Source organism: Pseudomonas antarctica, from assembly GCF_001647715.1.
GTDB classification, from domain to species: domain Bacteria; phylum Pseudomonadota; class Gammaproteobacteria; order Pseudomonadales; family Pseudomonadaceae; genus Aquipseudomonas; species Aquipseudomonas antarctica_A.
This window is the reverse complement of record NZ_CP015600.1, coordinates 4779683-4805534: the sequence shown is the minus strand read 5'-3', so window position 1 is coordinate 4805534 and position 25852 is coordinate 4779683. Positions and strand designations below refer to the sequence as shown.

The following is a 25852-nucleotide window of genomic DNA, read 5'->3' as shown; positions in this document are numbered from 1 at the left end:
TAGTCTGTGTAAACCAAAAGTTTAGAATGGTGCGATATGGAAAGCTTTGGAAGTATCGAATGCTTTGTGCGCAGTGCCGAAGGCGGCAGCTTCGCCGAAGCGGCCCGGCACCTGAGCCTGACGCCGGCGGCGGTCGGCAAGAGTGTCGCCAAGTTGGAAGCACGCCTCGGTGTTCGCCTGTTTCAACGCAGCACCCGGCGCCTGACCCTGACCGAAGCCGGCAAGCTGTTCCTCGAAGAAGTCAGCGGCAGCCTCATCACCATCCAGAACGCCGTGGCCAACCTGGCGAGCGCGGAAGGCCGCCCGGTGGGCACGCTCAAGGTCAGCATGGGCACGGTGTTCGGCAATCGTTATGTGGTGCCGTTACTGGTGGAGTTCATGCGGCGCTTTCCGGATATCAGCCCGGACTGGCATTTCGATAATCGCCAGGTGGACCTGATCGGCCAAGGCTTTGATGCGGCTATCGGCGGCGGTTTTGAACTGCCCCAGGGTGTGGTGGCGCGCAAGTTGGCACCTGCGCATCGAATACTGGTGGCCTCGCCGGCTTATCTGGAGCGGCGTCTGCCGGTAAGGGCGCCCGAAGATTTATCGCGTTGCCTGGGCATCCTGATCCGCTCTCCGCAAACCGGCCGCGTGCGCACCTGGCAGCTCACGGGCCCGGAGCGTGAGCAACGCCCGCTGGTGCTCAAGCCGCGCATGACCATGAGCGATTCCGAAGCCGCCTGCTGCGCCAGCGCCCAAGGCCTTGGGATTGCGCTGGTCAGCATGCCGATGGCCGTGCCGTTCCTCGACAGCGGCGCGGTGGTGCGGGTGTTGCCCGATTGGTACGTCGACGACGGCAACATCTCCATTTACTACGCCGAACACAAGCTGCTGCCCGGCAAGACTCGGGCGTTTGTGGACTTCATCATTGAGCAGTTTTCCGAAAAGGGCTTGGGGCAGCGGTTCAGCGCGATTTGACGACGGTTGCTCAATTCCAATGTGGGAGCCGGGCTTGCCCGCGATGCAGGCGACTCGGTCTACCGGCCCAACTTACCCGGCCAACCAATGACCTTCTTCGGCCTCGGCGTGGCATAGGTCCTGATCTTCGATGTCGACAACCCCAACCGAACCAGGGATTCGGCAATGGTCACCGCCGCCGTCACTCCATCCACCACCGGCACGCCGGTGCGCTGGCGAATTTGCTCATCCAGCCCGGCCATACCGCCGCAGCCCAGGCAGATCACTTCGGCCTTGTCGTCGCGGATCGCCAGTTCCGCCTGGCGCACGATGGCTTCCATGGCGGCCAGTGGGTCTTCTTCAAGCTCAAGCACTGCCATGCCACTGGCGCGTACCGAGGCGCAGCGTTGATACAGCCCGGCAAGTTTCAATCGGTCTTCGATCAACGGCACGGTACGGTCCAGGGTGGTCACCACCGAGTAGGCGTGGCCCAGGAACATCGCCGTGCTGGCCGCCGCCTCGGTGATGTCCACCACGGGCACATTCAACAACTCCTGCAAGCCTTCACGGCCATGTTCGCCATAGCCGGCCTGGATCACCGCATCAAACGGCTGATCGTAGGCCATCACCCGGTCCATCACGGCGATAGCGGCCAGGTAGCTTTCGAAATTGCCTTCCACCGACTCGGCGCCGAAATACGGCGTGAGGCCGACGATTTCGGTGCCGGGCGAGGCCACGGCCCGTGCCTGCTGGGCGATGGTTTCAGTGATGGATTCGGTGGTGTTGACGTTGACCACGAGGATGCGCATGGAATGTCCTTGGTTAATGACTGACGTTATCGACTGCAATGCTTTCGCCGCTGACATCGGCGTAGAACGGTTGGCGCTTGGCGATCAGCCGATACAACAGCCCTGCAATACCAGCGCCAAACAGCCAGGAAAAGGGAGCGACGCTGGTAAAACCTGGCAACAGCGCCAGTAGGATCGCGATCACCGCCGCAGGAATAAACGCCGCGACTGCGCGTAAATTGACGCCTCGGCTGTAGTAATAAACGCCATTCGGGTCTTCGCTATACAGTTGCAGAACGTCCACCTGGCTTTTACGAATCAGCCAGTAATCGACCATGATCACCCCGTACAGCGGCCCCAGCAGCGCGCCCAGTCCGGACAGGAAATACACGATCACCAGCGGGCTGTTGTAGAGGTTCCACGGCAGGATCAGCACCGCCACGGTGGCGCTGATCAGCCCGGCACGACGAAAGTTCAGGTACTTGGGCGCCAGGTTGCTCAACACAAAGGCCGGTGCGACGAAGTTGGCCATGATGTTCACCGCCACGGTGACGATCAGGAATGCCAGGCAGCCCAGCACGAGAAAGAAGGTGTTGGGGATCGCTGCGATGATTTCGGTCGGGCTTTCGATCACCCGGCCATTGAGCTGGAACTGCCCACCGCAGAGCAGCACGGTGATGGCGGCAAACACCAGGATATTCACCGGCAAGCCCCAGAAATTGCCGACCAGGATGGTTTTGCGGCACGGCGAGGACCGGGCAAAGTCGCAGAAGTTGAGAATCAGCGTGCCGTAGATCGTCAGCCACAACGCGCCGCCGGCAAAGATGTTGCGCCACATCTCGCCACCGCTCAGCGGCTCGCGGATCGACCAGGCGATATTGCCGCCGACCTGGAAATACATCCAACCGGCCAATGAGGCCACAGTCACCAGAATGACCGGCCCGGCAAACGCTTCATAGCGGCGCACCATTTCCATGCCGTACGCCAGGATCGCCAGTTGCACAAACCAGATCGCCACGAAACACGCCCAACCCAGCGTCGACAGGCCGAGGATCGAGTTGTGATCATAGTCGGCAAACCCTGGATGAATTGCCGACAACAGCACGCGGAAAACCACTGACGCCAAGTAGGTCTGGATACCAAACCAGGCAATCGCAATCACCGCCCGAATCAGCGCAGGAATTTGTGCGCCATGAATACCGAAACTGATACGGCTGATGACCGGGAACGGCACGCCGGTCTTCTGCCCCATATACCCCGACAAGTTCATGAAGAAGTACACCAGCGCCGCGCCAATCCCCAGTGATAACAGAATCTGCCAACCGCCAAGGCCCAGCGCATATAAGCCAATGGCAAACGAATAGTTGGCGATGTTGTGCACGTCATTGGTCCACAGCGCGAAAATGCTGTAGCGACCCCAGCGACGACCCTCAACTTTGGTGGGCGCCAGGTCCCGGTTGTGCAGGCGAGGGCTGAGCACCAACGGGCCGGGGCTCGCGGCCGCCGGGTTCAGGGCGGAGGAGGGCAGATCCAGTGCGATGTTATTCGAGAGGCTTGTACGCATTCCGGCAGGCTCCAGCGCATCGGCGAGCAAGCCGCAGATGGCAAAGTGTATGTAGGTTTTGTATTTATTGTATACAAAGCGCATTTCACCTTAAGCCACATGCGTGCCAGTTTTGGAACTATGAAACGGGCGATTAATTTCGTTTTTATAGGTTGTCCAAATAACTGACTGAATTAAAAGCGATATAAATTGACCGTTTGAACAGGTATTTATTTTTTATGCATTAGAAACAGTGCGGGAGAGAACGAAAAGAAGCGGGAAGAGATGTTACGTTATGGTGCGCTTTTGACTGGATTGCACACATAAATGGCACCGATGGTTACATCAGTGTGTACAAGATTTATACCCACCACAAAGTAAATGTGGGCGCGGGCTTGCTCGCGAATTTGAAGGGCCAGTCACTGAATGTGTCGACTGATCCACGGCATTCGCGAGCAAGCCCGCTCCCACATGTTTTACTGCGCTAGCCCTCAGGCTTTGCTGATGATATTCCCGGCGTGCAGGCCACATTCTTTCTGCGTAGCTTCTTCCCACCACCAGCGGCCTTCGCGCTCGTGCTGGTTCGGCAATACCGGCCGGGTGCACGGCTCGCAGCCGATGCTGATAAAGCCGCGTTCATGCAGGCTGTTGTAAGGCAACTCGAGCATTCGGATGTAACCCCAGACTTCCTCGCTGGTCATCTGCGCCAGCGGGTTGAACTTGTACAGCGTACGTTCCGGGGTGGAGAAAGCGCTGTCGACCTCCAGTGCCGCCACCTGGCTGCGGGTGCCGGGGCTCTGGTCGCGGCGTTGGCCGGTGGCCCAGGCGCTTACGCCGGACAGTTTGCGGCGCAGCGGCTCGATCTTGCGCACGCCGCAGCATTCGCCATGGCCGTCCTTGTAGAAGCTGAACAGGCCCTTTTCCTTGACGAAGGGTTCCAGCGCGCGCTGGTCCGGCGAGATCAGCTCGATGTCGATCTTGTAGAACTCGCGCACCTGCTCGATAAACCGGTAGGTCTCCGGGTGCAGACGGCCGGTGTCGAGGCTGAATACCTTGACGTTCTTGTTCAGCTTCCAGGCCATGTCTACCAGCACCACGTCCTCGGCGCCGCTGAAGGAAATCCACAGGTCATCGCCGAACTGACTGAACGCCAGCTTGAGAATGTCCTGGGCGGATTTGTTTGCGTAAGTCGCAGCGAGTTCAGCGACGTCGAAGGCTTGGTTCATCAGGACGGTTCCTACAGGTCAGTGGCGCTGAGCGCTCTATAGGGGAGCGATGGTATCAAAATCCGCCCCGCGTTGCGGGGCCGAGCTTGAGTCGCTAGAGTTCGGCAGTCCTTTTGCTCGCTCAACTTGAATAAGATAAATAGGGGTGTGTTGTGGAAATTGCCTGTCTCGACCTGGAAGGGGTGCTGGTTCCGGAAATCTGGATCGCCTTCGCTGAAAAAACCGGTATTGAATCCTTGCGGGCCACCACCCGGGATATTCCCGACTACGACGTGCTGATGAAGCAACGCCTGCGCATCCTCGACGAACACGGGCTCAAGCTCGCCGATATCCAGGAAGTGATCGCCACCCTCAAGCCGCTGGACGGTGCCATCGAGTTCGTCAACTGGCTGCGCGAGCGCTTCCAGGTGGTGATTTTGTCAGACACCTTCTACGAATTCTCCCAACCGCTGATGCGCCAACTCGGCTTCCCGACCTTGCTGTGCCATCGGTTGATTACCGATGAGAACGACCGGGTGGTGAGCTACCAACTGCGCCAGAAGGACCCCAAGCGCCAGTCGGTGCTGGCGTTCAAGACCCTCTACTACCGCGTGATCGCCGCCGGCGATTCCTACAACGATACCACCATGCTCGGCGAAGCTGACCGTGGGATTCTGTTCCATGCGCCGGAGAATGTGATTCGCGAGTTCCCGCAGTTCCCCGCGGTGCATACGTTTGAGGACTTGAAGAAAGAGTTCATCAAGGCGTCGAATCGGCCATTGAGCCTGTAGTTGATTGGTTGATGCTGTTGGCCTCATCGCGGGCAAGCCCGGCTCCCACATTTTGATTTTTGACCCTTCAAATGTGGGTGCTGGCTTGCCTGCGATGAAGCCGGTTCAGTCTGCGCCTAAACCCCGGCCAGCAACCGCTCATAAGGAATACTTAAACCTTCATGCAGGCGTTTGATCATCGCCAGGCTCAGCTTTCGCTTGTGATTCAGCACTTCGGACACTCGCCCGCTCGTACCGATAAAAGGCTCCAGGTCGCGGGCAGTCATGCCCAACTGCTCCATGCGAAATTTAATCGCTTCCACTGGGTCCGAAGCCGGCATTGGAAAATGTTCCGCCTCGTACTTCTCAATGAGTACGGCGAGGATTTCCAGCTCGTCACCCTCTGGCGAGCCGACTTGCGCTCCCCATAGCTGCTCGACGCGTGTGAGCGCCGCAGTCAGGTCTTCCTGGGAATGAATAGGTTTGATGTTCATCACACGGTCTCCGCGTTGATCTGGTCGTATTGCGCATGGGTCCCTACGAAACGGATGAAACCCAGCTGTCGTTGATAGTCGATCGCCATGATCACTCGGTACTTGTTGCCGCCCACGTTGAAAACAACCCTGCCGCCCTTGAGAATGCTCGCCGTTCTAAGCTCATCTTTGAGTGCCTGCGGCGTGGCGTAAATAGTCTTCTCCATGTGGCGATACAGCTCGACCAGCGGCGTTTTGGCCTCGATATACGCGGGATGGCTTTCCCAGAATATTCGTAAGGTAGAAAGAGCGATTATCCGCATCGTTGCAATCTCCCAATACGGGAGATAATAGATATGCTTGAGTGGATATGCAATCGCGGAAATAATTTCTGACGAGTAGACAGTCGCTTCATGTGATCCTTCACAAACGGCGGGTGGACGGTAGGGGCTGGACGCTATCCTCCCACTCACACGCCGTCCACGGCCGTTCTGATTCAGGCTTTTTCGGCTACTGGGCTCTGCGTCTGAGCGCCAGAAGAAGCGCGGCGCTAGAGGTTTTCCAACGTGTGTAACAACACCCGCACCTTGGTCAGCGACTCCTGATACTCCGCCTCCCACTGCGAGTCCGCCACGATCCCGCCGCCGCCCCAGCAGCACACCTGCCCATCCTTGACCAACAAACTGCGAATCGCGATGGAGCTGTCCATCTCGCCGCGTACGTCCAGGTACACCAGCGAGCCGCAGTACAAGCCGCGTCGCGTCGGCTCCAGCTCGTCAATGATCTGCATCGCGCGGATCTTCGGCGCGCCGGTGATCGAGCCGCCGGGGAAGCTGCCGGCGATCAGGTCGAGGGCGTCCTTGTCGTCGGCCAGGATGCCGGTGACGCTGCTCACCAGGTGGTGCACGTTGGGGTAGCTTTCCAGGCTGAACAGCTCGGGCACTTTCACCGAGCCCGTGCGGCAGGTGCGACCGAGGTCGTTGCGCAGCAGGTCGACGATCATCAGGTTTTCGGCGCGATCCTTGGGGCTGGCCAGCAGTTCGGCGGCGTGAGCTGCATCCTCTTCGGCGGTCAAACCCCGTGGGCGGGTGCCCTTGATCGGGCGAGTTTCGACGTGGCGTTCGCTGACCCTGACGAAGCGCTCCGGCGACAGGCTCAATACCGCGCCGTGATCCGGTAGGCTTTGAAAACCTGAGAAAGGTGTAGGACAGGCTTCACGCAGAGCGCAGTAAGCCACCCATGGGTCGCCGATGCACGGCGCCCGGAAGCGCTGCGCGAAGTTGACCTGATAGCAGTCGCCCGCCTGGATATAGTCCTGAATGCGCACGATGGCCTGGCGATAAGCTTCGGCTGTGAGGTCGGGCGCCATCGGGCCGTGGAGCTTGAAGGTGGCTGATGTTTGTGGGGCAGGCTGGCTGAACAGGTCGATCAGCCGTTGTCGCTCGCTGTCGGCCTGCGCCGGGTGGAAGACCAACTGACTGGTCTGTGCCTGGTGATCGCTGATCAGTGCCCACGCATACAGCCCGAAGCGTGCATCCGGCAGGTGCAGGTCATCCGTCGCCAGGTGTGGCATCTGTTCGAGGTGCCGGCCGAAGTCATAGCTCAGATAGCCGATCAAGCCGCCGGCAAACGGCAGTTCCACACCTGCCGGCATTGCCGCCTCACCCAGCTGCGTCAGGTTATCGCGCAAGCGTTGCAGGAAATCACTGCCGCTTTCGTCAGGCCTTACGGTCAAGGTTGCTTGTGGCCAGGCGCTGAGCACGTCATAGCGCCCGCGTTCGGCAGCCGGGCGCCCGCTGTCGAGCAGCACCGCACCTGGGGCATGGCGAATCGCCGCAAAGTATTCGGCGGGGTTGGCCCGGTAGGGCAGCGAGTGTACGGAGCAGGTCGACATTGCGGGGCGGATCAGCGATTGGCGTGGGGAGGCGATTGTAGTCCCCCGTAGGATTTGGTCCTAGAGGGGATGTCGGCTATAGACAGATTGAAGCCCGGATCAGCCTTCGACGTGGGGTATATGCCCAAACATTTCCTGCACAAACTTCACGCGCTCTTGCGGGGTTTCCGTCACGCCGGCGGCTTTCAGCTCTTCCAGGCGCGCTTCCACGGCGTGGGTGCGCAGGGTCAGGCCGCAGTCGTTGGCGATTTGGATATTCAGCCCCGGCCGTGCATTCAGTTCGAGGATCAGCGGGCCTTTTTCCTGGTCCAGCACCATGTCCACGCCGATATAGCCCAGCCCGCACAGTTCATAGCAGCCGGCCGCCAACTGCATGAAACCATCCCAGTTGGGCAGTTGCACACCATCCACTGCGTTGGTGGTGTCGGGATGTTTGGTGATGATGTTGTTCAGCCAGGTGCCGCGCAGGGTCAGGCCGGTGGCCAGGTCCACACCCACGCCAATCGCACCCTGGTGCAGGTTGGCCTTGCCGCCGGACTGCCGGGTCGGCAGGCGCAGCATGGCCATCACCGGGTAGCCCATCAACACGATGATGCGGATATCCGGCACGCCTTCGTAGCTGATGCTCTTGAAGATCTGGTCGGGCACCACGCGGTATTCGATCAGCGCACGGTCGCGGTGGCCGCCCAGGGAATACAAACCGGTGAGGATGCTGGAAATCTGGTGCTCGATTTCTTCATGGCTGATGATCTTGCCGGACACGGTGCGATAGCGCCCTTCAAAACGGTCGGCCACCACCAGGATGCCATCGCCGCCGGCGCCCTGGGCCGGTTTGATCACAAAGTCACTGCGCCCGCCGATGATCTCGTCGAGCTTGTCGATTTCCTTCTCGGTGGAAATGACCCCGTACATTTCCGGCACATGGATGCCGGCGGCAATCGCCCGCTCCTTGGTGATGATCTTGTCATCCACAATCGGGTACAGGCTGCGCTTGTTGTACTTGAGCACGTAGTCGGCATTACGCCGGTTGATGCCCATGATCCCCCGCGCTTCGAGGGCCTTCCAGGTCTTCCAGAAGCCGAACATTACGAGTCAGCCTTGAGGAAGGCCTTGAAGCGCACCAGCTCGGTCAGGCGGTAGCCGCGATAACGACCCATGGCCAGCATGAAGCCCACCAGGATCAACAGGATCGCCGGGAAGGTAAACACAAAGTAGATCAGCTCCGGCACGCTCATGATGATGTGCGCCAGGGAGGCAGCGAACAGCGTACCGATCGCCACTTTCAGCGCATGGTTGGCGCCGCGCTCCTCCCAGGTGATCGACAGGCGTTCGATGGTCATGGTCAGGATCACCATCGGGAACAGCGCCACCGACAGCCCGCGTTCCAGGCCGAGTTTGTGGCTGAACAGGCTGATGGCCGCAATCAGCACCACCACGAAGGTCAGCACCACCGATAGCCTCGGCAGCATCTGCAACTTCAAGTGTTCCAGGTACGAGCGCAGGGACAGGCCCAGCGCCGTGATAATCGTAAACAGGACAATGCCGAAGCCCAGCTGCGTCTCGCGAAACGCCAGGGCGATCAGCACCGGGGTAAAGGTGCCCAGGGTCTGCAGGCCGATCAGGTTGCGCAGGATCAGAATCACCAGCACGCCAATCGGGATCATCACCATGATCATGAAGGTCTGCTGGGTTTGCAGCGGCAGGCCGTACAGCGAATATTCGAGGAAGTTGGCGTCAGTGTTTTCGTCGGTCAGCTTGGCCAGGCGAATGGCGTTCATTTCGCTGTTGTTCAGGCTGAAGGTGACCATGGCTTTCTTGCCGCCATCGACCGTGATCAGGTTTTCATCGCCCGTCCACCACAACAGGCGGTCGGACGGCAGGCCTTGCTCGCCGGTTTCCGGGTTGAAGTACAGCCAGTCATTGCCGTTGAAACTGCGCAGCCACAGCTCGGGGGTTTGCGGTTGGTCGGCCACCAGGCGGATGGTGTGGACCTTTTCGATCGGCACGTGGGCGATGGACAACAGCAGTTCGACGATCTTGGCCTTGTGCGGCGTCGACGGATCGCCGGCCAGCAGCAACTTCACATTGTCGTCGTTGAGGTTGTTGGTGCGCTTGATGGCCTCGCCGATAAAGGTCTCGACGTCCGCCGAGTGCTGGCGTATCGGCGCCAGCAAGGCTTCGGCGGCGATCTTCTCCGGGCCGTCCACTGCGATGCTGTCGCGGAAGGTCGGGCCCTTGACCTTGACCTTTTCACCGCTGTAACGCTTGGTCAGCACCAGTCGGTAATACAGGGTCTGCTTGCCTTTGGCTCGGCGTGCCGACCACGTGACCTTACGGTTGCCGTCGGTACGGTTGACGCTGACGCCATAATTATTGGAGATGAAACTCTCATTGAGGCTGACGAAGTCGCGGCTCAGGGGCGGCACGAACATCGAGATTTTCACCGGGTCCTTGGGGTTGGCGACGAACTCGACCTTGGCGTCGATGTTCCACAGGTCGTCGGTGGCGTCCTCGGTGACAGGAATCCCCAGCACGAAAATCTGGTAGGCGGTGACCGAAATACCCAACACCACCAGGATGGTGATCAGGATTTTCAGGTGCAGGGTCAGAGAGCGCATTCAGTTTACTCGGCGGTATGAGCGTCGGCGGCGCAGGCAGGTTTGCCCGCTGCGTATTTAAGACTGGGGTCGACCAGCGCATCAAAGCGTTTCAACGCTTCGGAGCCGATCAGCAGCGGGTATTGGAAGGCGCTGCGGTCAGTCAAGTTCACTTCGATGCTGCGTAAAGCGCTGCCCATGCAGATTTCCAGCGCGATCACAGGGCGGGCGGTGTAGTTCTTGTCCTCATCGGGGTCGTAGTCACCGGCGCGGCGCTTGATCTTGCTGACGCGGGCCAACGGGCGTTCGATGGGGTGGGAATGGGCGGCGTCGATAGCCAGGTAGAAGCGCACCCAGGATTCGCCGTTGCGCTTGAAGCGCTTGATATCGCGGGCGCTCAACGAGGCGGTCTTGGCACCGGTGTCGAGTTTGGCCGCCACTTCCAGGTCAATGCCGGCCAATTTGGCGTATTCATTCAGGCCATACACGGTCTTCTCGGCGGCAGCACTTAGCCCCGGCATGAGCCCCGGCAGGAACAGTAGGCAAATCAGAAGGAAGGGCTTGAGTCTCATAGATCCTGACGCGGTGCAGTGCGATGTTCAATTCATCAAGGCGACTGGCATTGCTGCGCAATCTCTAGTGCGCCGTTTCATCAAGTGATGTCAGGCAAAAGCGGCGGGCATTCTAACATGATGCTTTTTTGGCGCCAGCGCTGGCAGGCGGCCATGCCCTAGAGCGTGCAGAAGGGGTTATTAGACGATTGTCGACAATGTTGATTTATTCTTTGACTAATAAGGTCTGATTGGCTAGTTTTTGCGGCATTGCTTTTAAAGGTGTCGACAATATGCTGGATCAACTGGAAACCCCAGTGGTAGCGCAAGACGATTCCCAGACCATGTCAGAGAACGTCTTCCGGCGTATCCAGGCCGCCATCGTCAAAGGCGAAATCGCCCCCGGCAGCAAGATCTCCGAGCCGGAACTGGCGCGCACCTACGGCATCAGCCGTGGTCCATTGCGTGAAGCGATCCACCGCCTGGAAGGCCAGCGTCTGCTGGTGCGCGTGCCTCACGTTGGCGCGCGAGTGGTGTCCTTGAGCCATGCCGAGCTGATCGAGCTCTATGAAATCCGCGAATCTCTGGAAGGCATGGCCTGCCGCCTGGCCGCCGAGCGCATGACCGATGCGGAAATCGAGGAGCTACGCCAAGTGCTGCACACCCATGAACGCGACGAAGCGTTCCAGGCCGGGCTCGGTTACTACCAGCAGGAAGGCGACTTCGATTTTCATTACCGGATAATTCAAGGCGCCGGTAATCGCACGCTGACCCAAATGCTCTGCGGCGAGCTGTACCAATTGGTGCGCATGTACCGCATCCAGTTCTCCGCCACCCCCAATCGTCCACGCCAGGCTTTTGCCGAGCATCACCGCATTCTTGACGCGATTGCCGATCGTGACGGTGAACTGGCCGAATTGTTGATGCGCCGGCATATCGGCGCCTCCAAACGCAATATCGCCCGTCACTTCCCGGACGGCGCGCCCCAGACAGCCACTCAGCGAGGTGAGTCATGAGTTCCAACAATAAAACTACTCCAGGCCAGCGTTTCCGCGATGCAGTCGCCAGCGAACATCCCTTGCAAGTGGTGGGCGCAATCAACGCCAACCACGCGCTGCTGGCCAAACGCGCCGGTTTCAAGGCCATCTACCTCTCGGGTGGCGGTGTCGCTGCCGGCTCCCTCGGCGTGCCGGATTTGGGCATCACCGGCCTGGATGACGTGTTGACCGACGTGCGCCGCATCACTGACGTGTGCGACCTGCCGCTGCTGGTAGACGTGGACACCGGTTTCGGTTCCTCAGCCTTCAACGTGGCGCGCACGGTCAAGTCGATGATCAAGTTCGGCGCCGCTGCCATCCACATCGAAGACCAGGTCGGCGCCAAGCGCTGCGGGCATCGCCCGAATAAAGAGATCGTGTCCCAGCAGGAAATGGTCGACCGCATCAAGGCCGCCGTGGATGCGCGCACCGATGACAGCTTCGTGATCATGGCGCGCACCGACGCCCTTGCCGTGGAAGGGTTGGAGTCCGCCCTGGAACGCGCCGCCGCCTGCATCGAAGCCGGCGCCGACATGGTGTTCCCGGAAGCCATCACTGAACTGGAGATGTACAAGCTCTTCGCGTCAAGGGTGAAGGCGCCGATCCTGGCCAATATCACCGAATTCGGCGCAACCCCGCTGTACACCACCGAACAGTTGAAATCTGCCGATGTTTCCATCGTGCTGTACCCGCTCTCGGCTTTCCGTGCCATGAACAAGGCCGCCGAGAACGTCTACACCGCGATCCGTCGCGACGGCACCCAACAGAACGTGATCGACACCATGCAAACCCGCATGGAGCTTTACGATCGCATCGACTACCACACCTTCGAGCAGAAGCTCGACGCGCTGTTCGCCGCGAAAAAGTAACGAACGCGCCTCCCTGAATAACTACAAAATTGGAGAAGAACCATGGCTGAAGCAAAAGTACTGAGTGGTGCCGGCCTGCGTGGTCAGGTAGCCGGGCAGACCGCACTGTCCACCGTAGGCCAGGCCGGTGCCGGGCTCACCTATCGCGGTTACGACGTGCGTGAACTCGCCGCCGACGCGCAATTTGAAGAAGTCGCTTACCTGCTGCTCTACGGCGAGTTGCCGACCAAAGCCGAACTGGCCGCCTACAGCAAAAAACTGAGCACGCTGCGCGATCTGCCCCAGGCCTTGAAAGAAGTGCTGGAACGCATCCCCGCCGACGCCCACCCGATGGACGTGATGCGCACCGGTTGCTCGTTCCTGGGCAATATCGAGCCCGAGAAAGACTTCAGCGTGCAACGCGATGTCACCGACCGCCTACTCGCCGCCTTCCCGGCGATCATGTGCTACTGGTACCGCTTCAGTCACGACGGCAAGCGCATCGACTGCGTGACCGACGAGCCCAGCATCGGCGGCCACTTCCTGCACCTGCTGCACGGCAAGAAGCCGAGCGCGCTGCATGAGAAAGTCATGAACGTGTCGCTGATCCTCTACGCCGAGCACGAATTCAACGCGTCGACCTTCACCGCCCGCGTGTGTGCCTCGACCTTGTCCGACCTGTATTCGTGCGTCACGGCCGCCATCGGCTCCCTGCGCGGCCCGCTGCATGGCGGCGCCAACGAAGCGGCGATGGAAATGATCGAGCGTTTCGGCTCGGCCGAAGAAGCCGTCGAAGGCACCCTTGGCATGCTGGCGCGCAAAGACAAGATCATGGGCTTTGGCCACGCGATCTACAAAGACAGCGACCCGCGCAATGAAGTGATCAAGGGCTGGTCGAAAAAACTCGCTGACGAAGTGGGCGACAACGTGTTGTTCCCGGTCTCGGAAGCCATCGACAAGACCATGTGGGAGCAGAAGAAGTTGTTCCCCAACGCCGACTTCTACCATGCCTCGGCGTACCACTTCATGGGCATACCGACCAAGCTGTTCACGCCGATCTTTGTGTGTTCGCGCCTCACCGGCTGGGCCGCGCACGTGTTCGAGCAGCGCGCCAACAACCGCATTATCCGTCCGAGCGCCGAATACATCGGCGTTGAGCAGCGCAAGTTCGTGCCAATCGAACGTCGCTGAGTGAAGTGACCGGCGATCCTGACGTGGTAACCGAATCAAAAATGTGGGAGCGGGCTTGCTCGCGAATACGGTGTGTCATTCAACACATCCGGCGACTGTTCCACCGCTTTCGCGAGCAAGCCCGCTCCCACATTTTGACCTCATTCCAATTCTGGATCTGCCTCGGCTCTTCTTTTGTAACTACCGTGACCGAGTCCTGACGATGAACACTGAATTTCGTAAACCGCTGCCCGGCAGCCGCCTGGATTTCTACGACGCCCGTGCGGCCGTCGATGCAATCAGCCCCGGTGCCTATGCCACCTTGCCGTACACCTCCCGCGTCCTTGCGGAGAACCTGGTGCGCCGTTGCGACCCGGCCACGCTCAATGCGTCCCTGAGCCAGATGATCGAGCGCAAGCGTGACCTCGACTTCCCGTGGTTCCCGGCGCGCGTGGTGTGCCACGATATCCTCGGCCAGACCGCCCTGGTCGACCTCGCCGGCCTGCGCGATGCCATCGCCCTGCAAGGCGGCGACCCGGCCCAGGTCAACCCGGTGGTGCCGACCCAACTGATCGTCGACCACTCCCTGGCCGTTGAAGCCGGTGGTGCTGACCCGGACGCGTTCGAGAAAAACCGCGCCATCGAGGACCGTCGCAACGAAGACCGTTTCCACTTTATCGAGTGGACCAAAAAGGCCTTCAAGAACGTCGACGTGATCCCGCCGGGCAACGGCATCATGCACCAGATCAACCTGGAGAAAATGTCCCCGGTGATTCAGGTGCGTGACGGTGTGGCGTTCCCCGACACCTGCGTCGGCACCGACAGCCACACCCCGCACGTGGATGCCCTGGGTGTGATCGCCATCGGCGTCGGCGGCCTCGAAGCCGAGAGTGTGATGCTCGGCCGCGCCTCGTGGATGCGCCTGCCGGAAAGTGTCGGCGTGGAGCTGACGGGCAAGCTGCAACCGGGCATTACCGCGACCGACATGGTGCTGGCGCTGACCGAATTCCTGCGTAAGCAGAAAGTGGTGGGGGCATGGCTGGAATTCTTCGGCGAAGGTGCCTCGGCACTCACCCTGGGCGACCGCGCGACTATCTCCAACATGGCCCCGGAATATGGCGCCACCGCCGCCATGTTCTACATCGACCCGCAAACCATCGCCTACCTGAAACTCACCGGCCGCGAAGACGAACAAGTCACGTTGGTTGAGCAGTACGCGCGCCACACCGGCCTGTGGGCGGATGACCTCAAAGGTGCGCAGTACGAGCGCGGCCTGACCTTCGACCTGTCCAGCGTCGTACGCAATATGGCCGGCCCGAGTAACCCGCACGCCCGTGTCGCCACCAGCGATCTGGCCTCCAAAGGCATCTGCGGCCCGTGGGACGAAGTGCCGGGGCAAATGCCCGATGGCGCGGTGATCATCGCTGCCATTACCAGTTGCACCAACACCAGCAACCCGCGCAACGTGATCGCCGCCGGCCTGTTGGCACGTAATGCCAACAAGCTCGGGCTGGTCCGCAAACCGTGGGTCAAATCCTCGCTGGCGCCCGGCTCGAAAACCGTGGCGATGTACCTCGATGAAGCGGGCTTGACCCACGAGTTGGAGCAGTTGGGTTTTGGTGTGGTGGCGTTCGCTTGCACCACCTGCAACGGCATGTCCGGTGCGCTCGACCCGGTGATCCAGCAAGAAATCATCGACCGCGACCTCTACGCCACTGCCGTGCTTTCCGGTAACCGCAACTTTGACGGGCGCATTCACCCGTACGCCAAGCAAGCGTTCCTCGCTTCGCCGCCGCTGGTGGTGGCTTATGCGATTGCCGGCACCATCCGTTTCGACATTGAAAAGGACGTGCTGGGCCTGGATGCCGACGGCAAGGAAATCCGCCTCAAAGACATCTGGCCGAGCGATGAAGAAATCGACGCGGTGGTCAAGGCTTCGGTCAAGCCGGAGCAGTTCCGCGCGGTCTACATCCCGATGTTCGCGATTCACGAAGACACCGGCCCGAAAGTCGCGCCGCTATACGATTGGCGCCCGCAAAGCACCTACATCCGCCGCCCGCCGTACTGGGAAGGCGCGCTGGCCGGTGCTCGCCCGCTCAAGGGGATGCGCCCGCTGGCGGTGCTGCCGGACAACATCACCACCGATCACCTGTCGCCGTCCAACGCGATCATGCTCGACAGCGCCGCCGGCGAATACCTGGCGAAAATGGGCCTGCCGGAAGTCGACTTCAACTCTTACGCCACCCACCGCGGCGACCACTTGACCGCGCAGCGCGCGACCTTCGCCAACCCGAAACTGTTCAACGAAATGGTGGTTGAAAACGGCAAGGTCAAGCAGGGTTCCCTGGCGCGTATCGAGCCCGAAGGCCAGGTCACGCGGATGTGGGAAGCCATCGAAACCTACATGGAACGCAAGCAGCCGCTGATCATTATTGCGGGTGCCGACTACGGCCAGGGCTCGTCCCGCGACTGGGCGGCCAAGGGCGTACGCCTGGCCGGTGTGGAAGCGATTGCCGCCGAAGGCTTCGAACGCATCCACCGCACCAATCTGGTGGGCATGGGCGTGTTGCCGCTGGAGTTCCTGCCGGGCACCGACCGTCACACCTTGAACATCGACGGCAGCGAAACCTATGACGTAATCGGCCAGCGCACCCCGCGTGCGCAGTTGACCCTGGTCATCAACCGCAAGAATGGCGAACGTGTCGAAGTGCCGGTGACGTGCCGCCTGGACACCGCTGAAGAAGTGTCGATCTACGAGGCGGGTGGCGTGTTGCAGCGTTTTGCCCAGGACTTCCTGGAATCGGCGGCGACCGCCTGAAGAGGATAACCATGGCACACACAGCGCAAATCAAGATCCCCGCCACCTATATGCGTGGCGGCACCAGCAAGGGCGTGTTCTTCAGCCTCAAGGACCTGCCCGAAGCGGCGCAGGTGCCGGGTGCCGCCCGCGATGCCCTGCTGTTGCGGGTGATCGGCAGCCCCGATCCCTACGACAAGCAGATTGACGGCATGGGCGGTGCCACCTCCAGCACCAGCAAAACCGTGATCCTGGCCAAAAGTACACGCGCCGAGCACGACGTGGACTACCTGTTTGGCCAGGTCTCCATCGACAAGCCCTTTGTCGACTGGAGCGGCAACTGCGGCAACCTGTCGGCGGCGGTGGGCTCGTTCGCCATCAGCGCCGGGCTGGTCGACCCGGCCCGCGTGCCGCACAACGGTGTAGCGGTGGTGCGGGTGTGGCAGGCCAATATCGGCAAGACCATCATCGCCCATGTGCCGATCACCGACGGTGCGGTGCAGGAAACCGGCGACTTCGAACTCGATGGCGTGACCTTTCCGGCCGCCGAAGTGCAGCTCGAATTCATGGACCCGGCGGCGGAAGAAGAGGGCGGCGGCGGCTCGATGTTCCCCACCGGCAACCTGGTCGACGACCTCGAAGTACCCGGTGTCGGCACCTTCAAGGCGACACTGATCAACGCGGGCATCCCGACGATTTTCATCAACGCCGAAGACCTTGGCTACACCGGCACCGAGCTGCAAGGCGCGATCAACAGCGACCCCAAAGCCCTGGCGATGTTCGAAACCGTGCGGGCCTATGGCGCACTGCGCATGGGCCTGATCAAACACCTCGACGAGGCCGCCCAGCGCCAGCACACGCCGAAGGTGGCGTTTGTGGCCAAGCCTGCGGACTACGTGGCGTCCAGTGGCAAGGCGATCAAGGCCTGTGATGTCGACTTGCTGGTGCGTGCGCTGTCCATGGGTAAGTTGCACCACGCGATGATGGGCACGGCAGCGGTGGCGATCGGCACGGCGGCGGCAATTTCCGGGACGTTGGTTAACCTCGCCGCCGGTGGTGTTGAACGTAACGCCGTGCGCTTCGGGCATCCGTCCGGCACCTTGCGTGTCGGCGCCGAAGCCCGCCAGGTGAACGGTGAATGGGTGGTAAAAAAAGCCATCATGAGCCGCAGCGCGCGAGTCCTGATGGAAGGCTTCGTACGCGTTCCCGGCGACGCCTTTTAAAACCCTACACCGTCACCTGGTGGGGCGGGCTTATGTGGGAGCGGGCTTGCTCGCGAATGCGGTGGTCCCGTCAACTTATGTATAGCTGACACGCCGCCTTCGCGAGCAAGCCCGCTCCCACAGGGGTTCAACGCAATCCGCACTCCATTAGCAGGCAATCAGACCTGCCACACATGATCAACCCTGACCCTGAGGATGAAACAACCCTAACCCACTTTGGAGAACTGCCATGAGCGCCAACGTCGACCAGAACAACCGTCCCGACTACGACCAGGTCCTGCAGGACATCGCCGATTACGTCCTCAATTACCGGATCGATTCACGGGACGCCTTGGACACCGCCCGCAACTGCCTGATGGACACCCTCGGTTGTGGCCTTTTGGCCTTGCGCTTCCCCGAGTGCACCAAGCACCTGGGGCCGATCGTGGAGGGCACGGTGGTGCCGTTCGGCGCGCGCGTGCCGGGCACGTCCTTTCGGCTGGACCCGGTCAAAGCCGCCTGGGACATTGGCTGCATCGTGCGTTGGCTCGACTACAACGACACCTGGCTCGCCGCCGAATGGGGCCACCCTTCGGATAACCTCGGGGGCATTCTTGCCGTGGCCGACCACCTTTCGCAAAAGCGCGTGGCCAATGGCGACGCGCCGCTGACCGTGCGCGCGGTGCTGGACGCGATGATCATGGCTCACGAGATCCAGGGTGTGATTGCCCTGGAAAACTCCTTCAACCGTGTCGGTCTCGATCATGTGCTACTGGTAAAAGTTGCCTCCACTGCCGTCACTGCCAAGCTGATGGGCGCCAACCGTGAGCAACTGCTTGCCGCCTTGTCCCACGCGTTTGTCGATGGGCAGGCGCTGCGCACCTACCGCCACGCGCCCAATGCCGGTTCGCGCAAATCCTGGGCGGCGGGGGACGCGTCGAGCCGTGGTGTGCGCCTGGCGGACATCGCACTGCGTGGCGAGATGGGCATCCCGGGCGTGTTAAGCGCGCCGCAGTGGGGTTTTTACGACGTGCTGTTCAGCCACACCAACAACGACCTGGCGCTCAAACCCGAGGACAAGCGGGCTTTCAGCCTGTCACAACCCTATGGCACGTATGTGATGGAAAATGTGTTGTTCAAGATCAGCTTCCCCGCCGAGTTTCATGCGCAAACGGCCTGTGAGGCGGCGGTGACGTTGCACCCGTTGGTCAAGCATCGCCTGCATGAAATCGAACGCATCGTGATCACCACCCACGAGTCGGCGATTCGCATCATCTCCAAGGTCGGCCCACTGGCCAACGCCGCCGACCGCGACCACTGCCTGCAATACATGACCGCTGTGCCCTTGGCCTTTGGCAACCTGGTGGCCGAGCAGTATGAGGACGAGTTTCATGCGGCTCATCCGATCATCGATGAGCTGCGCCAGAAGATGGTCATTGTCGAAGACCCGCGCTACAGCCGCGAATACCTGGAGGCGGACAAACGCTCCATCGCCAACGCGGTGCAGGTGTTTTTCCAGGACGGCTCCAGCACCGAGCAGGTGGCGGTGGAATACCCGATTGGCCATCGTCGGCGTCGGGTGGATGGCATTCCGTTGCTGGAAGACAAGTTCAAGGCCAATTTGGCCACGCGGTTTACCGCGCAGCGCAGTGCGCAGATTTTTGCGTTGTGCAAGGATCAGGCACGGCTTGAGGCCACGCCTGTGAACCGCTTCGTTGATTATTTTGTAATCTAAACAACACCACGAAACTAATGTGGGAGCGGGCTTGCTCGCGAAAGCGCAGTGTCAGGCAATTCATCTGTCACTGACTCACCGCATTCGCGAGCAAGCCCGCTCCCACATTCACATTAGCGTTTGCTCAGGAGCTACATACTGCCTTCCACATCATCCAGGCTGAACGTCTCGGTGTGGTCGTCATAGGAGAAAATCTCCGCATAGCGCCCCCACGCCACCACGCTTTCCAGGGTTTTCTCCACAAATGCTTCGGTCATCGAGTCTTCCAACTCCTGCTCGAAGCGCACCCGTGGCGCCCGGTGCCCGCTGCGCTCAAGCAGCACCTGATGAATGCGTGCGGCCAAAGGCACGTGCCGGATCAAATGCTCGGCGAACAGGGTTTTGCGTTCCTGGGTGCCGTAGTCGGCGAACAATTTTCCGGCGTCGGTCAGGGTGATGTCGGCGCCCTTGAGCTCAGCGAAGCCCAAATGCTCAAGCATCTCCGCTACCGGGAACAGGTCGTCGACTTCCAGCAAGCGCCGCTCGGCCACGGTCGGCAAGCCGGCATGACCGTTGTAAGGCTCGGCGGCCAGGGTTTCGATCAAGCCGGCCATCAGGTTGGTGGACACTTCCGGCAACAGGCTGCCCATTTTCAGCTCCGGCAGGCCTCGGCTGGCGTCGGCGCTGCGCCGGTCAGTCATCAGTGCGTAGATGTCGTCGACCATTTGCCGAAAGGTCGGGTCCAGCCGGTTGCGCGGGTGCGGGAACGGTACTTTGATTTCTGCGACCACGCGACCGGGGTTGGATGACAGCACCAGGATGCGATCGCACATCAACACGGCTTCTTCGATGTTGTGGGTCACGATCAGGATCGACTTGATCGGCAGTTGTTTGCCGCTCCACAGGTCCAGCAAGTCCGTGCGCAGGGTTTCGGCGGTCAGCACGTCCAGGGCGGAGAAGGGTTCGTCCATCAGCAACAGGGTCGGGTTGACCACCAGGCCACGGGCAAAGCCCACACGCTGGCGCATACCGCCGGACAACTCACGCGGGTAGGCGTTTTCAAAACCGTCCAGGCCGATCAAGTCGATGGCCGCCAGTGCGCGCTTGCGGGTTTCCTTGCGCTCGACCTGCAAGGCTTGCAGGCCGGCCTCCACGTTTTCCAGCACGGTCAGCCAAGGGAACAGCGCAAACGTCTGGAACACCATGGCCACGCCTTCGGCCGGGCCGTTCAGCGGCGCGCCGTTGTAGCGGACTTCGCCCGATGACGGTTGAATAAGCCCGGCGATAATGCGCAGCAGTGTGGACTTGCCCGAGCCAGAGCGGCCGAGCATGCCGACGATTTCACCTTCGTGCAGGCTCAGGTTCACGCCACTGAGCACCTGCAGTTCGTCTTTACCTTTGCCGAACACCCGATTCACGTTTTTCAGCGAGAAGATTTCGGGGGTATCAGCAGTGTGTTCAGTGTTGGTATTCATCACAGCGAATCCCGTCAATTCAAGCGAAGTTTGTTTTCAGCCATGGCGTACATAGGTCGCCAGACCGCGCGGTTGAAGGCCACCACAAAGATCGACATCACCACGACGCCCAAGGCGATCTTCGGGAAGTCGCCGGCAGCCGTGGTCTGCGCGATGTAAGCCCCCAGCCCGTGGGCCACCACATTGTCCTGACCCCAGGACACGTACTCGGACACGATGCTGGCGTTCCATGCACCGCCGGACGCGGTAATCGCACCGGTGACGTAATACGGAAAGATCCCCGGCAGCATCACCTTGCGCCACCACAGCCAGCCGCGAATGCGGAAGTTGGCGGCGACTTCCTTGAAGTCATTGGGGAACGCCGTGGCGCCGGCGATCACGTTGAACAGGATGTACCATTGGGTGCCCAGCACGATCAGCGGGCTCAGCCAGATGTCCGGGTTGAGCTTGTAGTGCAGGATCACAATGACGAACACCGGGAACAGCAGGTTCGCCGGGAACGCCGCGAGGAACTGCGCGAGGGGCTGGATTTTTTCCGCAAGGCTGGGACGCAAGCCGATCATCACGCCCAACGGCACCCAGATCAGCGAGGCGATCAGAATCAGCCCGGCTACCCGTAGCAGCGTGATAAGGCCCAGTACAAACACATGGCCGACTTCGGCGAACGTCACCTCGGTGCCGACGTATTGCACGATGTGGTACAGCGCATAAGCCGCCATCAGCGCAATCAGAGTGCCCCACACCCAGTCGATCACCTTTGACGCCGCCGGTGTCTCTGCCGGCAAGGCCTTGAGCGCACCGCCCGCTAGGCTGAAGCGCTTATTGCCGATGCGACTGACGGTGCGGGTGATAGGGCGCAGGATGCGCTGGACGATGCGTGTGCGCTGGATCAGGTTCAGCAGCCAGGACTGTGGCGCGGCGCCCTGGGAGGCGGTGGTTTCCATGCGGAATTTGTCGGCCCAGGCCACCAGTGGGCGGAACAGGAATTGGTCGTAGATCAGGATCACCACAATCATCGCCAGGATCACATACCCCACCGCATGCAGGTCTTTCTGGGCAATGGCCAAGGCCAGGTATGAACCCACGCCTGGCAGGGTGATGGTCTTGTCGCCGACGGTGATGGCTTCAGAAGCAACCACGAAAAACCAACCGCCGGACATGCTCATCATCATGTTCCACACCAGCCCGGGCATGGCGAAGGGCACGTCGAGTTTCCAGAACTTCTGCCAGCCGGAAAGCCGCAGGTTGGTGGACACTTCCACCAGGTCATGGGGCAGCATGCGCAGCGACTGGTAAAAGCTGAACGTCATGTTCCAGGCCTGGCTGGTAAAGATCGCAAAGATCGCCGCGAACTCGGCTCCCAGCACGCGCCCTGGAAACATCAGCAGGAAGAACGTCACCGTAAACGAGATGTAACCGAGTACCGGCACCGACTGCAGAATGTCGAGCACCGGCACCAGCAGTTTTTCGGCGCGCCGGCTTTTGGCGGCCAGGGTGCCGTACAACAGCGTGAAAACCAGCGATGCCACCATTGCCGCAAGCATGCGCAAGGTGGTGCGCATGGCGTATTCCGGCAGGTTGGCCGGGTCGAGGGAGATGACCTCACTTTGCAACGTGGCGATGGGGGCCCAGGTTTCCCGGGCGCCGATGGACAAGAACAGCAAAAAGCCGATCACCAGAGGCAGTGCGACCAAATCCCAGCGGTTGGGCAGCAGACGCAGCGTGGAAGCTGGTAGGTAGTGACGGAATACTTTTTTCATAGGCCGTGGTTCATAGGCAGTCAGTCCGGCAGCGTTCAGGTTCAAAGAGGTGCGGTGGGGGTGAGCTTAGCTTCTATACAAATCACCCACCGAGAATGGGCGGGCGCTCTTTCTCCGTGAGTCTGGGGCGCATCGAATCTGAGGGAGATTCGCCGCTGGCGGGATTGTACGTTTCAAAATGTTACAAACGTATAAAATTACTGTCAGTTTTAGGTAAAAAAACACCGCCAGGGTGTCGACTGCCCTGGCAAGGCTTAACAATCATTCAAATTGCAGGGTGTGGCTGTTTTTCTAAGCGGACACAATCAGCTACCCACCTGTCATGCAGGCTCGGAACTGCTTTCAGAAAAGTGCCAATCAGGTAGTGAGACGACTGGCTACTGCAGCGCTGCTGGCACGCGTCAGTTACGTATTAAGGATCTGAATCTGAGACGGCACCCCATGACTAGCGTAAATACTCGGCAACCATCGCCCTGCACTGTCGGCCATGAAATCTCCCCGGCGCCTGCGCCCACGGGCCCGGAAGGCGGCGCCGAAGCTTCCGGGAGATCCGACACACGGCCCGACGCGGCACCTCCCCGCAACCCTGTGACACCCGAGCAGCGCGGTCAGTTTTCGAGCCACCATGCAATCGTCAACCCGAAGCCGCCAGATACCGCAGAAACGCGCCTGCTGGCAGAATTGACTCAAAAAAATAATCAACTTCTCGCCAAACTAAACGCGCTGGTGGAAAAGTTTGAGCCGCAAGCCCAGGGTAAAGCAGCTCCCGATTCTGCCGTTGCACCGGCCAGTCAGCCGTATTACCGCCTCTTCGATGAACAGGATGAAACTTTCCTCCTGCAGGGCACGCTGGTGAACGAGTCAGGCCTGTCGCGCAGTCTTGATACGTTGACCCGTGAAAACGATGAGTTTCGCCATATGGTCAAGAAGGCATTCGAGCAGTTCCATAGGATGCTTACACGGCTGCAACAGCTGGTTGGGAGCCTGGCTCACCGAGTCGACACGATGGATCTCCCGCAAAGGCAGATACCTACAGGGACGGCGGCCTCCGCCAAACCGGGTTCGTCAGACGACGTGCTGCCTGAAGCACCCGCTTCCCGGCAAAACCAAGTGTCTGTCCCGGCGAATGAGTCAACAGCCTCGAGGGCCCGGACCGTTGAAGCGCTCAAGAAAGAAAACCAGGCGCTTGAGGACGGACTTGATGCCCGCCACTGCTTACTACCACACGTTGATCTCACCGCTTCAACAGCAGATTGAGGCGCTGGTCAAGAAAGCCGACAAGCAAAAGAAATAGGGCGCGCAAAACTGCTTCGGACAGGGTGGGGTGAGCCCCCCATGCTGGACCGGGTCAGCCTCGATTTTCACTCAAAGCGCAGGATCACCCGACGATTGTGCTTGCTCTTCTTCTCGATTTTTTCGCAAAACACCCGGCCGATTTCTTCGGTGTTGATCACGTGGGTGCCGCCGCACGGCTGGATATCGATCCCGGCGATCTCGATCACGCGGACCGAACCCTGGATGACCGGTGGTGCCACCGCCTGGGTGCGGGTGATTTGGAGCAGGGTCGAATATTCGGAGGCTGGCATCGACAGGGTTTTTACCTCGTGGGCCTGTTCGATCAAGGCGTTGAGGTCGCGGGTGATGCTGTCTTTGTCGAGGGTCATTTCCGGCAGGTCGAAATCCAGGCGTCCTTTGTCTGCGCTGATGCTGCAACCGGTGACCGGAGCATCAATGATCGAGCACAGCAAGTGCAGGCAGGTGTGCATCTTCATGTGCTGGTAACGCCGCTGCCAGTCCAGGCCTGCGTCTACTTGCACACCGGCCGTCAATTGCTCGGGGCAGTGTTCAACCTGGTGCCAGATGATCGAGCGCAGCACCGGGTCGCGCACGGTGCCGATCACCTCGACCCGCGTGCCATCGGCCAGGGTCAGATGCCCGGTGTCGCCCGGTTGCCCGCCGCCGGTGGGGTAGAACAGCGTGTGTTCCAGCGCGATACCGTGCTCGCTGACGGCAATCACCCGTGCGCTGAAGGCGTTCTGATAGGGCGCGCTGTCAAACAGCGCCAGGGTTTCCATGGTGTGCACGGACATGTTCAACCTCCGACGATCAGTGGGCTGGCTTGCAGCAGGTGGCGCACCATTGCACTCAAGCCAGGAGGGGAGAGCAGGGTGATTTCAAATTCCGGCCCGCAGACTTTCAGGTTCAGCGGCAGTCGCGGCAGGTGGTCGCCGACATCGAGGCGACGCAAGCGAAATTGCAGGTGATGGCGCTCTTTTACCGTTGCCTCCAGCATCAGCCCCTGCAGGGGGTGAAAGTCAGCATCCAGTACCGTGACCTTGTGGCTGGCACTGACCTCACCGACCACGTGTAAACGCTCATCCAGGGCGAACGCACCGAGGTAGTTGCTGTGGTCCGATTCGGCGTTTTTCTGCAGCTGAATCTGATTGACCACCTTGACCTTGGTGCCCGCCGGCACATCCTGGGTAATTACACAGGAAGGGCTGATAAACACGTTATCGCCGATCAGCACATAGCCGAGCACGCGCGCGCCGGCGCCCACCTCGACATTGTTGCCCAGGCGCGGGTGACGCTTGCCGTCCGGGTTGTTGGCGATACCCCGTGCGCCCAGTGTCACGCCGCAGAGGATGTAGCAGTCGTTGCCGATCTCGCAGGTTTCGCCGATCACCGTGCCGTAGCCATGGTCGAGTACGAAGCGCCGGCCGATGCGTGCGGCGGGGTGAATCTCGGCGCCGGAGAGCACTTTGCCCTGATTGCTGAGCTTGAGGGCGATGCGCGAAAACAGGCCGTTAGTCTGGTCGGGAAAATTCCACACCAGGTGCGCAAGCCGATAGAACAGCACGGCCTTGAACGAGGCATAGGACTCCAGGATCAACTCGCCACGCCCTCGGGAAGCCGGGTCGCGATAGGCATAGGCGATCAAGTCTTCGGCCACTGCCTGCGCGGCGTTCTGGATCAGCGGCGCCAGGTGCGGTTCCAACTGCTTCATCTGCGTAGGCGTCAGGGTCTTGATGAGGTGGGTAAGCAACTCATCGTGCAGCTGTTGCATGTCGATAAAGCCCCCCATGGAG

The 25852-nt window shown here is 60.4% G+C and carries 22 protein-coding genes; 9 read left to right on the top strand and 13 right to left on the bottom strand.

The genetic code is table 11. The features are described 5' to 3' along the window. Positions 1–36 precede the first annotated feature (36 nt). Positions 37–960, top strand: a complete 924-nt coding sequence (locus tag A7J50_RS21690; protein WP_064453650.1) for a LysR family transcriptional regulator — start codon at positions 37–39, stop codon at positions 958–960. A 59-nt stretch (positions 961–1019) separates the two neighbouring features. Here the strand turns inward: A7J50_RS21690 and A7J50_RS21685 are convergent, their stop codons facing one another. The 3 genes from A7J50_RS21685 to A7J50_RS21675 form a co-directional block, all read right to left on the bottom strand. After that, positions 1020–1748 (bottom strand): aspartate/glutamate racemase family protein, encoded by a 729-nt coding sequence (locus A7J50_RS21685; protein ID WP_064453649.1) that lies wholly within the window; start codon positions 1746–1748, stop codon positions 1020–1022. Between the two features lie 13 nt (positions 1749–1761). Next, positions 1762–3291, bottom strand: coding sequence for an NCS1 family nucleobase:cation symporter-1 (locus A7J50_RS21680; RefSeq protein WP_064454995.1), 1530 nt, complete (start codon positions 3289–3291; stop codon positions 1762–1764). A gap of 470 nt (positions 3292–3761) precedes the next feature. Then, positions 3762–4496, bottom strand: coding sequence for a phosphoadenylyl-sulfate reductase (locus tag A7J50_RS21675; RefSeq protein ID WP_064453648.1), 735 nt, complete (start codon positions 4494–4496; stop codon positions 3762–3764). A gap of 152 nt (positions 4497–4648) precedes the next feature. On the opposite strand from A7J50_RS21675, the gene thrH reads away from it, so the two are divergent. Then, entirely contained in the window at positions 4649–5266 is a 618-nt protein-coding gene (gene thrH, locus A7J50_RS21670; RefSeq protein ID WP_027603662.1) for a bifunctional phosphoserine phosphatase/homoserine phosphotransferase ThrH, read from the top strand. A gap of 116 nt (positions 5267–5382) precedes the next feature. On the opposite strand, the gene A7J50_RS21665 is transcribed toward thrH, so the two are convergent. From A7J50_RS21665 to A7J50_RS21640, 6 genes are all read right to left on the bottom strand, one after another. Continuing rightward, entirely contained in the window at positions 5383–5739 is a 357-nt protein-coding gene (locus A7J50_RS21665; RefSeq protein WP_064453647.1) for a helix-turn-helix domain-containing protein, read from the bottom strand. After that, on the bottom strand, positions 5739–6041 hold the full coding sequence (locus A7J50_RS21660) for a type II toxin-antitoxin system HigB family toxin (RefSeq protein WP_064453646.1): 303 nt from the start codon (positions 6039–6041) through the stop codon (positions 5739–5741). The genes A7J50_RS21665 and A7J50_RS21660 overlap by 1 nt, the downstream gene beginning before the upstream one ends. A 227-nt stretch (positions 6042–6268) precedes the next feature. Next, positions 6269–7612: an aminodeoxychorismate synthase component I gene (gene pabB, locus A7J50_RS21655; protein WP_064453645.1), complete on the bottom strand. Its 1344-nt coding sequence runs from the start codon at positions 7610–7612 to the stop codon at positions 6269–6271. Positions 7613–7711: 99 nt separating this feature from the next. Then, positions 7712–8698: an alpha-L-glutamate ligase-like protein gene (locus tag A7J50_RS21650; RefSeq protein ID WP_064453644.1), complete on the bottom strand. Its 987-nt coding sequence runs from the start codon at positions 8696–8698 to the stop codon at positions 7712–7714. After that, entirely contained in the window at positions 8698–10230 is a 1533-nt protein-coding gene (locus A7J50_RS21645; RefSeq protein WP_064453643.1) for an inactive transglutaminase family protein, read from the bottom strand. Before A7J50_RS21645 ends, A7J50_RS21650 begins: the two co-directional genes overlap by 1 nt. Positions 10231–10235: 5 nt before the next feature. Further along, positions 10236–10781, bottom strand: coding sequence for an ATP-dependent zinc protease (locus A7J50_RS21640; protein WP_064453642.1), 546 nt, complete (start codon positions 10779–10781; stop codon positions 10236–10238). A gap of 272 nt (positions 10782–11053) precedes the next feature. Between A7J50_RS21640 and A7J50_RS21635 the strand changes: the two genes are divergently transcribed. The 6 genes from A7J50_RS21635 (at position 11054) to prpD (ending at position 19549) form a co-directional block, all read left to right on the top strand. Continuing rightward, positions 11054–11776, top strand: a complete 723-nt coding sequence (locus A7J50_RS21635) for a GntR family transcriptional regulator (protein ID WP_064453641.1) — start codon at positions 11054–11056, stop codon at positions 11774–11776. Next, positions 11773–12666, top strand: a complete 894-nt coding sequence (gene prpB / locus A7J50_RS21630) for a methylisocitrate lyase (protein WP_021491517.1) — start codon at positions 11773–11775, stop codon at positions 12664–12666. Before A7J50_RS21635 ends, prpB begins: the two co-directional genes overlap by 4 nt. Before the next feature lie 42 nt (positions 12667–12708). Next, entirely contained in the window at positions 12709–13836 is a 1128-nt protein-coding gene (gene prpC / locus A7J50_RS21625; RefSeq protein WP_064453640.1) for a bifunctional 2-methylcitrate synthase/citrate synthase, read from the top strand. 202 nt (positions 13837–14038) lie between these two features. Then, positions 14039–16633: a Fe/S-dependent 2-methylisocitrate dehydratase AcnD gene (acnD, locus tag A7J50_RS21620; protein ID WP_064453639.1), complete on the top strand. Its 2595-nt coding sequence runs from the start codon at positions 14039–14041 to the stop codon at positions 16631–16633. An 11-nt stretch (positions 16634–16644) separates the two neighbouring features. Beyond that, entirely contained in the window at positions 16645–17835 is a 1191-nt protein-coding gene (gene prpF / locus A7J50_RS21615) for a 2-methylaconitate cis-trans isomerase PrpF (protein ID WP_064453638.1), read from the top strand. Positions 17836–18064: 229 nt separating this feature from the next. Further along, the gene (prpD, locus tag A7J50_RS21610; protein WP_064453637.1) at positions 18065–19549 is read left to right on the top strand and encodes a 2-methylcitrate dehydratase; all 1485 of its coding nucleotides are present in this window, start codon (positions 18065–18067) and stop codon (positions 19547–19549) included. Positions 19550–19680: 131 nt separating this feature from the next. Here the strand turns inward: prpD and A7J50_RS21605 are convergent, their stop codons facing one another. After that, the gene (locus A7J50_RS21605; protein WP_064453636.1) at positions 19681–21003 is read right to left on the bottom strand and encodes an AAA-associated domain-containing protein; all 1323 of its coding nucleotides are present in this window, start codon (positions 21001–21003) and stop codon (positions 19681–19683) included. 14 nt (positions 21004–21017) lie between these two features. Beyond that, complete coding sequence (locus A7J50_RS21600; RefSeq protein WP_064453635.1) at positions 21018–22763, bottom strand: ABC transporter permease; 1746 nt, start codon at positions 22761–22763, stop codon at positions 21018–21020. Positions 22764–23351: 588 nt separating this feature from the next. Here A7J50_RS21600 and A7J50_RS21595 point away from each other — a divergent pair. Further along, positions 23352–24020: a hypothetical protein gene (locus A7J50_RS21595; protein ID WP_156526300.1), complete on the top strand. Its 669-nt coding sequence runs from the start codon at positions 23352–23354 to the stop codon at positions 24018–24020. Between the two features lie 104 nt (positions 24021–24124). Here A7J50_RS21595 and A7J50_RS21590 read toward each other — a convergent pair whose 3' ends face one another. Both A7J50_RS21590 and A7J50_RS21585 read right to left on the bottom strand, forming a co-directional pair. Beyond that, on the bottom strand, positions 24125–24853 hold the full coding sequence (locus A7J50_RS21590) for an alanyl-tRNA editing protein (RefSeq protein WP_053257484.1): 729 nt from the start codon (positions 24851–24853) through the stop codon (positions 24125–24127). Positions 24854–24855: 2 nt separating this feature from the next. Beyond that, on the bottom strand, positions 24856–25848 hold the full coding sequence (locus A7J50_RS21585; protein ID WP_053257483.1) for a serine O-acetyltransferase: 993 nt from the start codon (positions 25846–25848) through the stop codon (positions 24856–24858). Positions 25849–25852 lie beyond the last annotated feature (4 nt).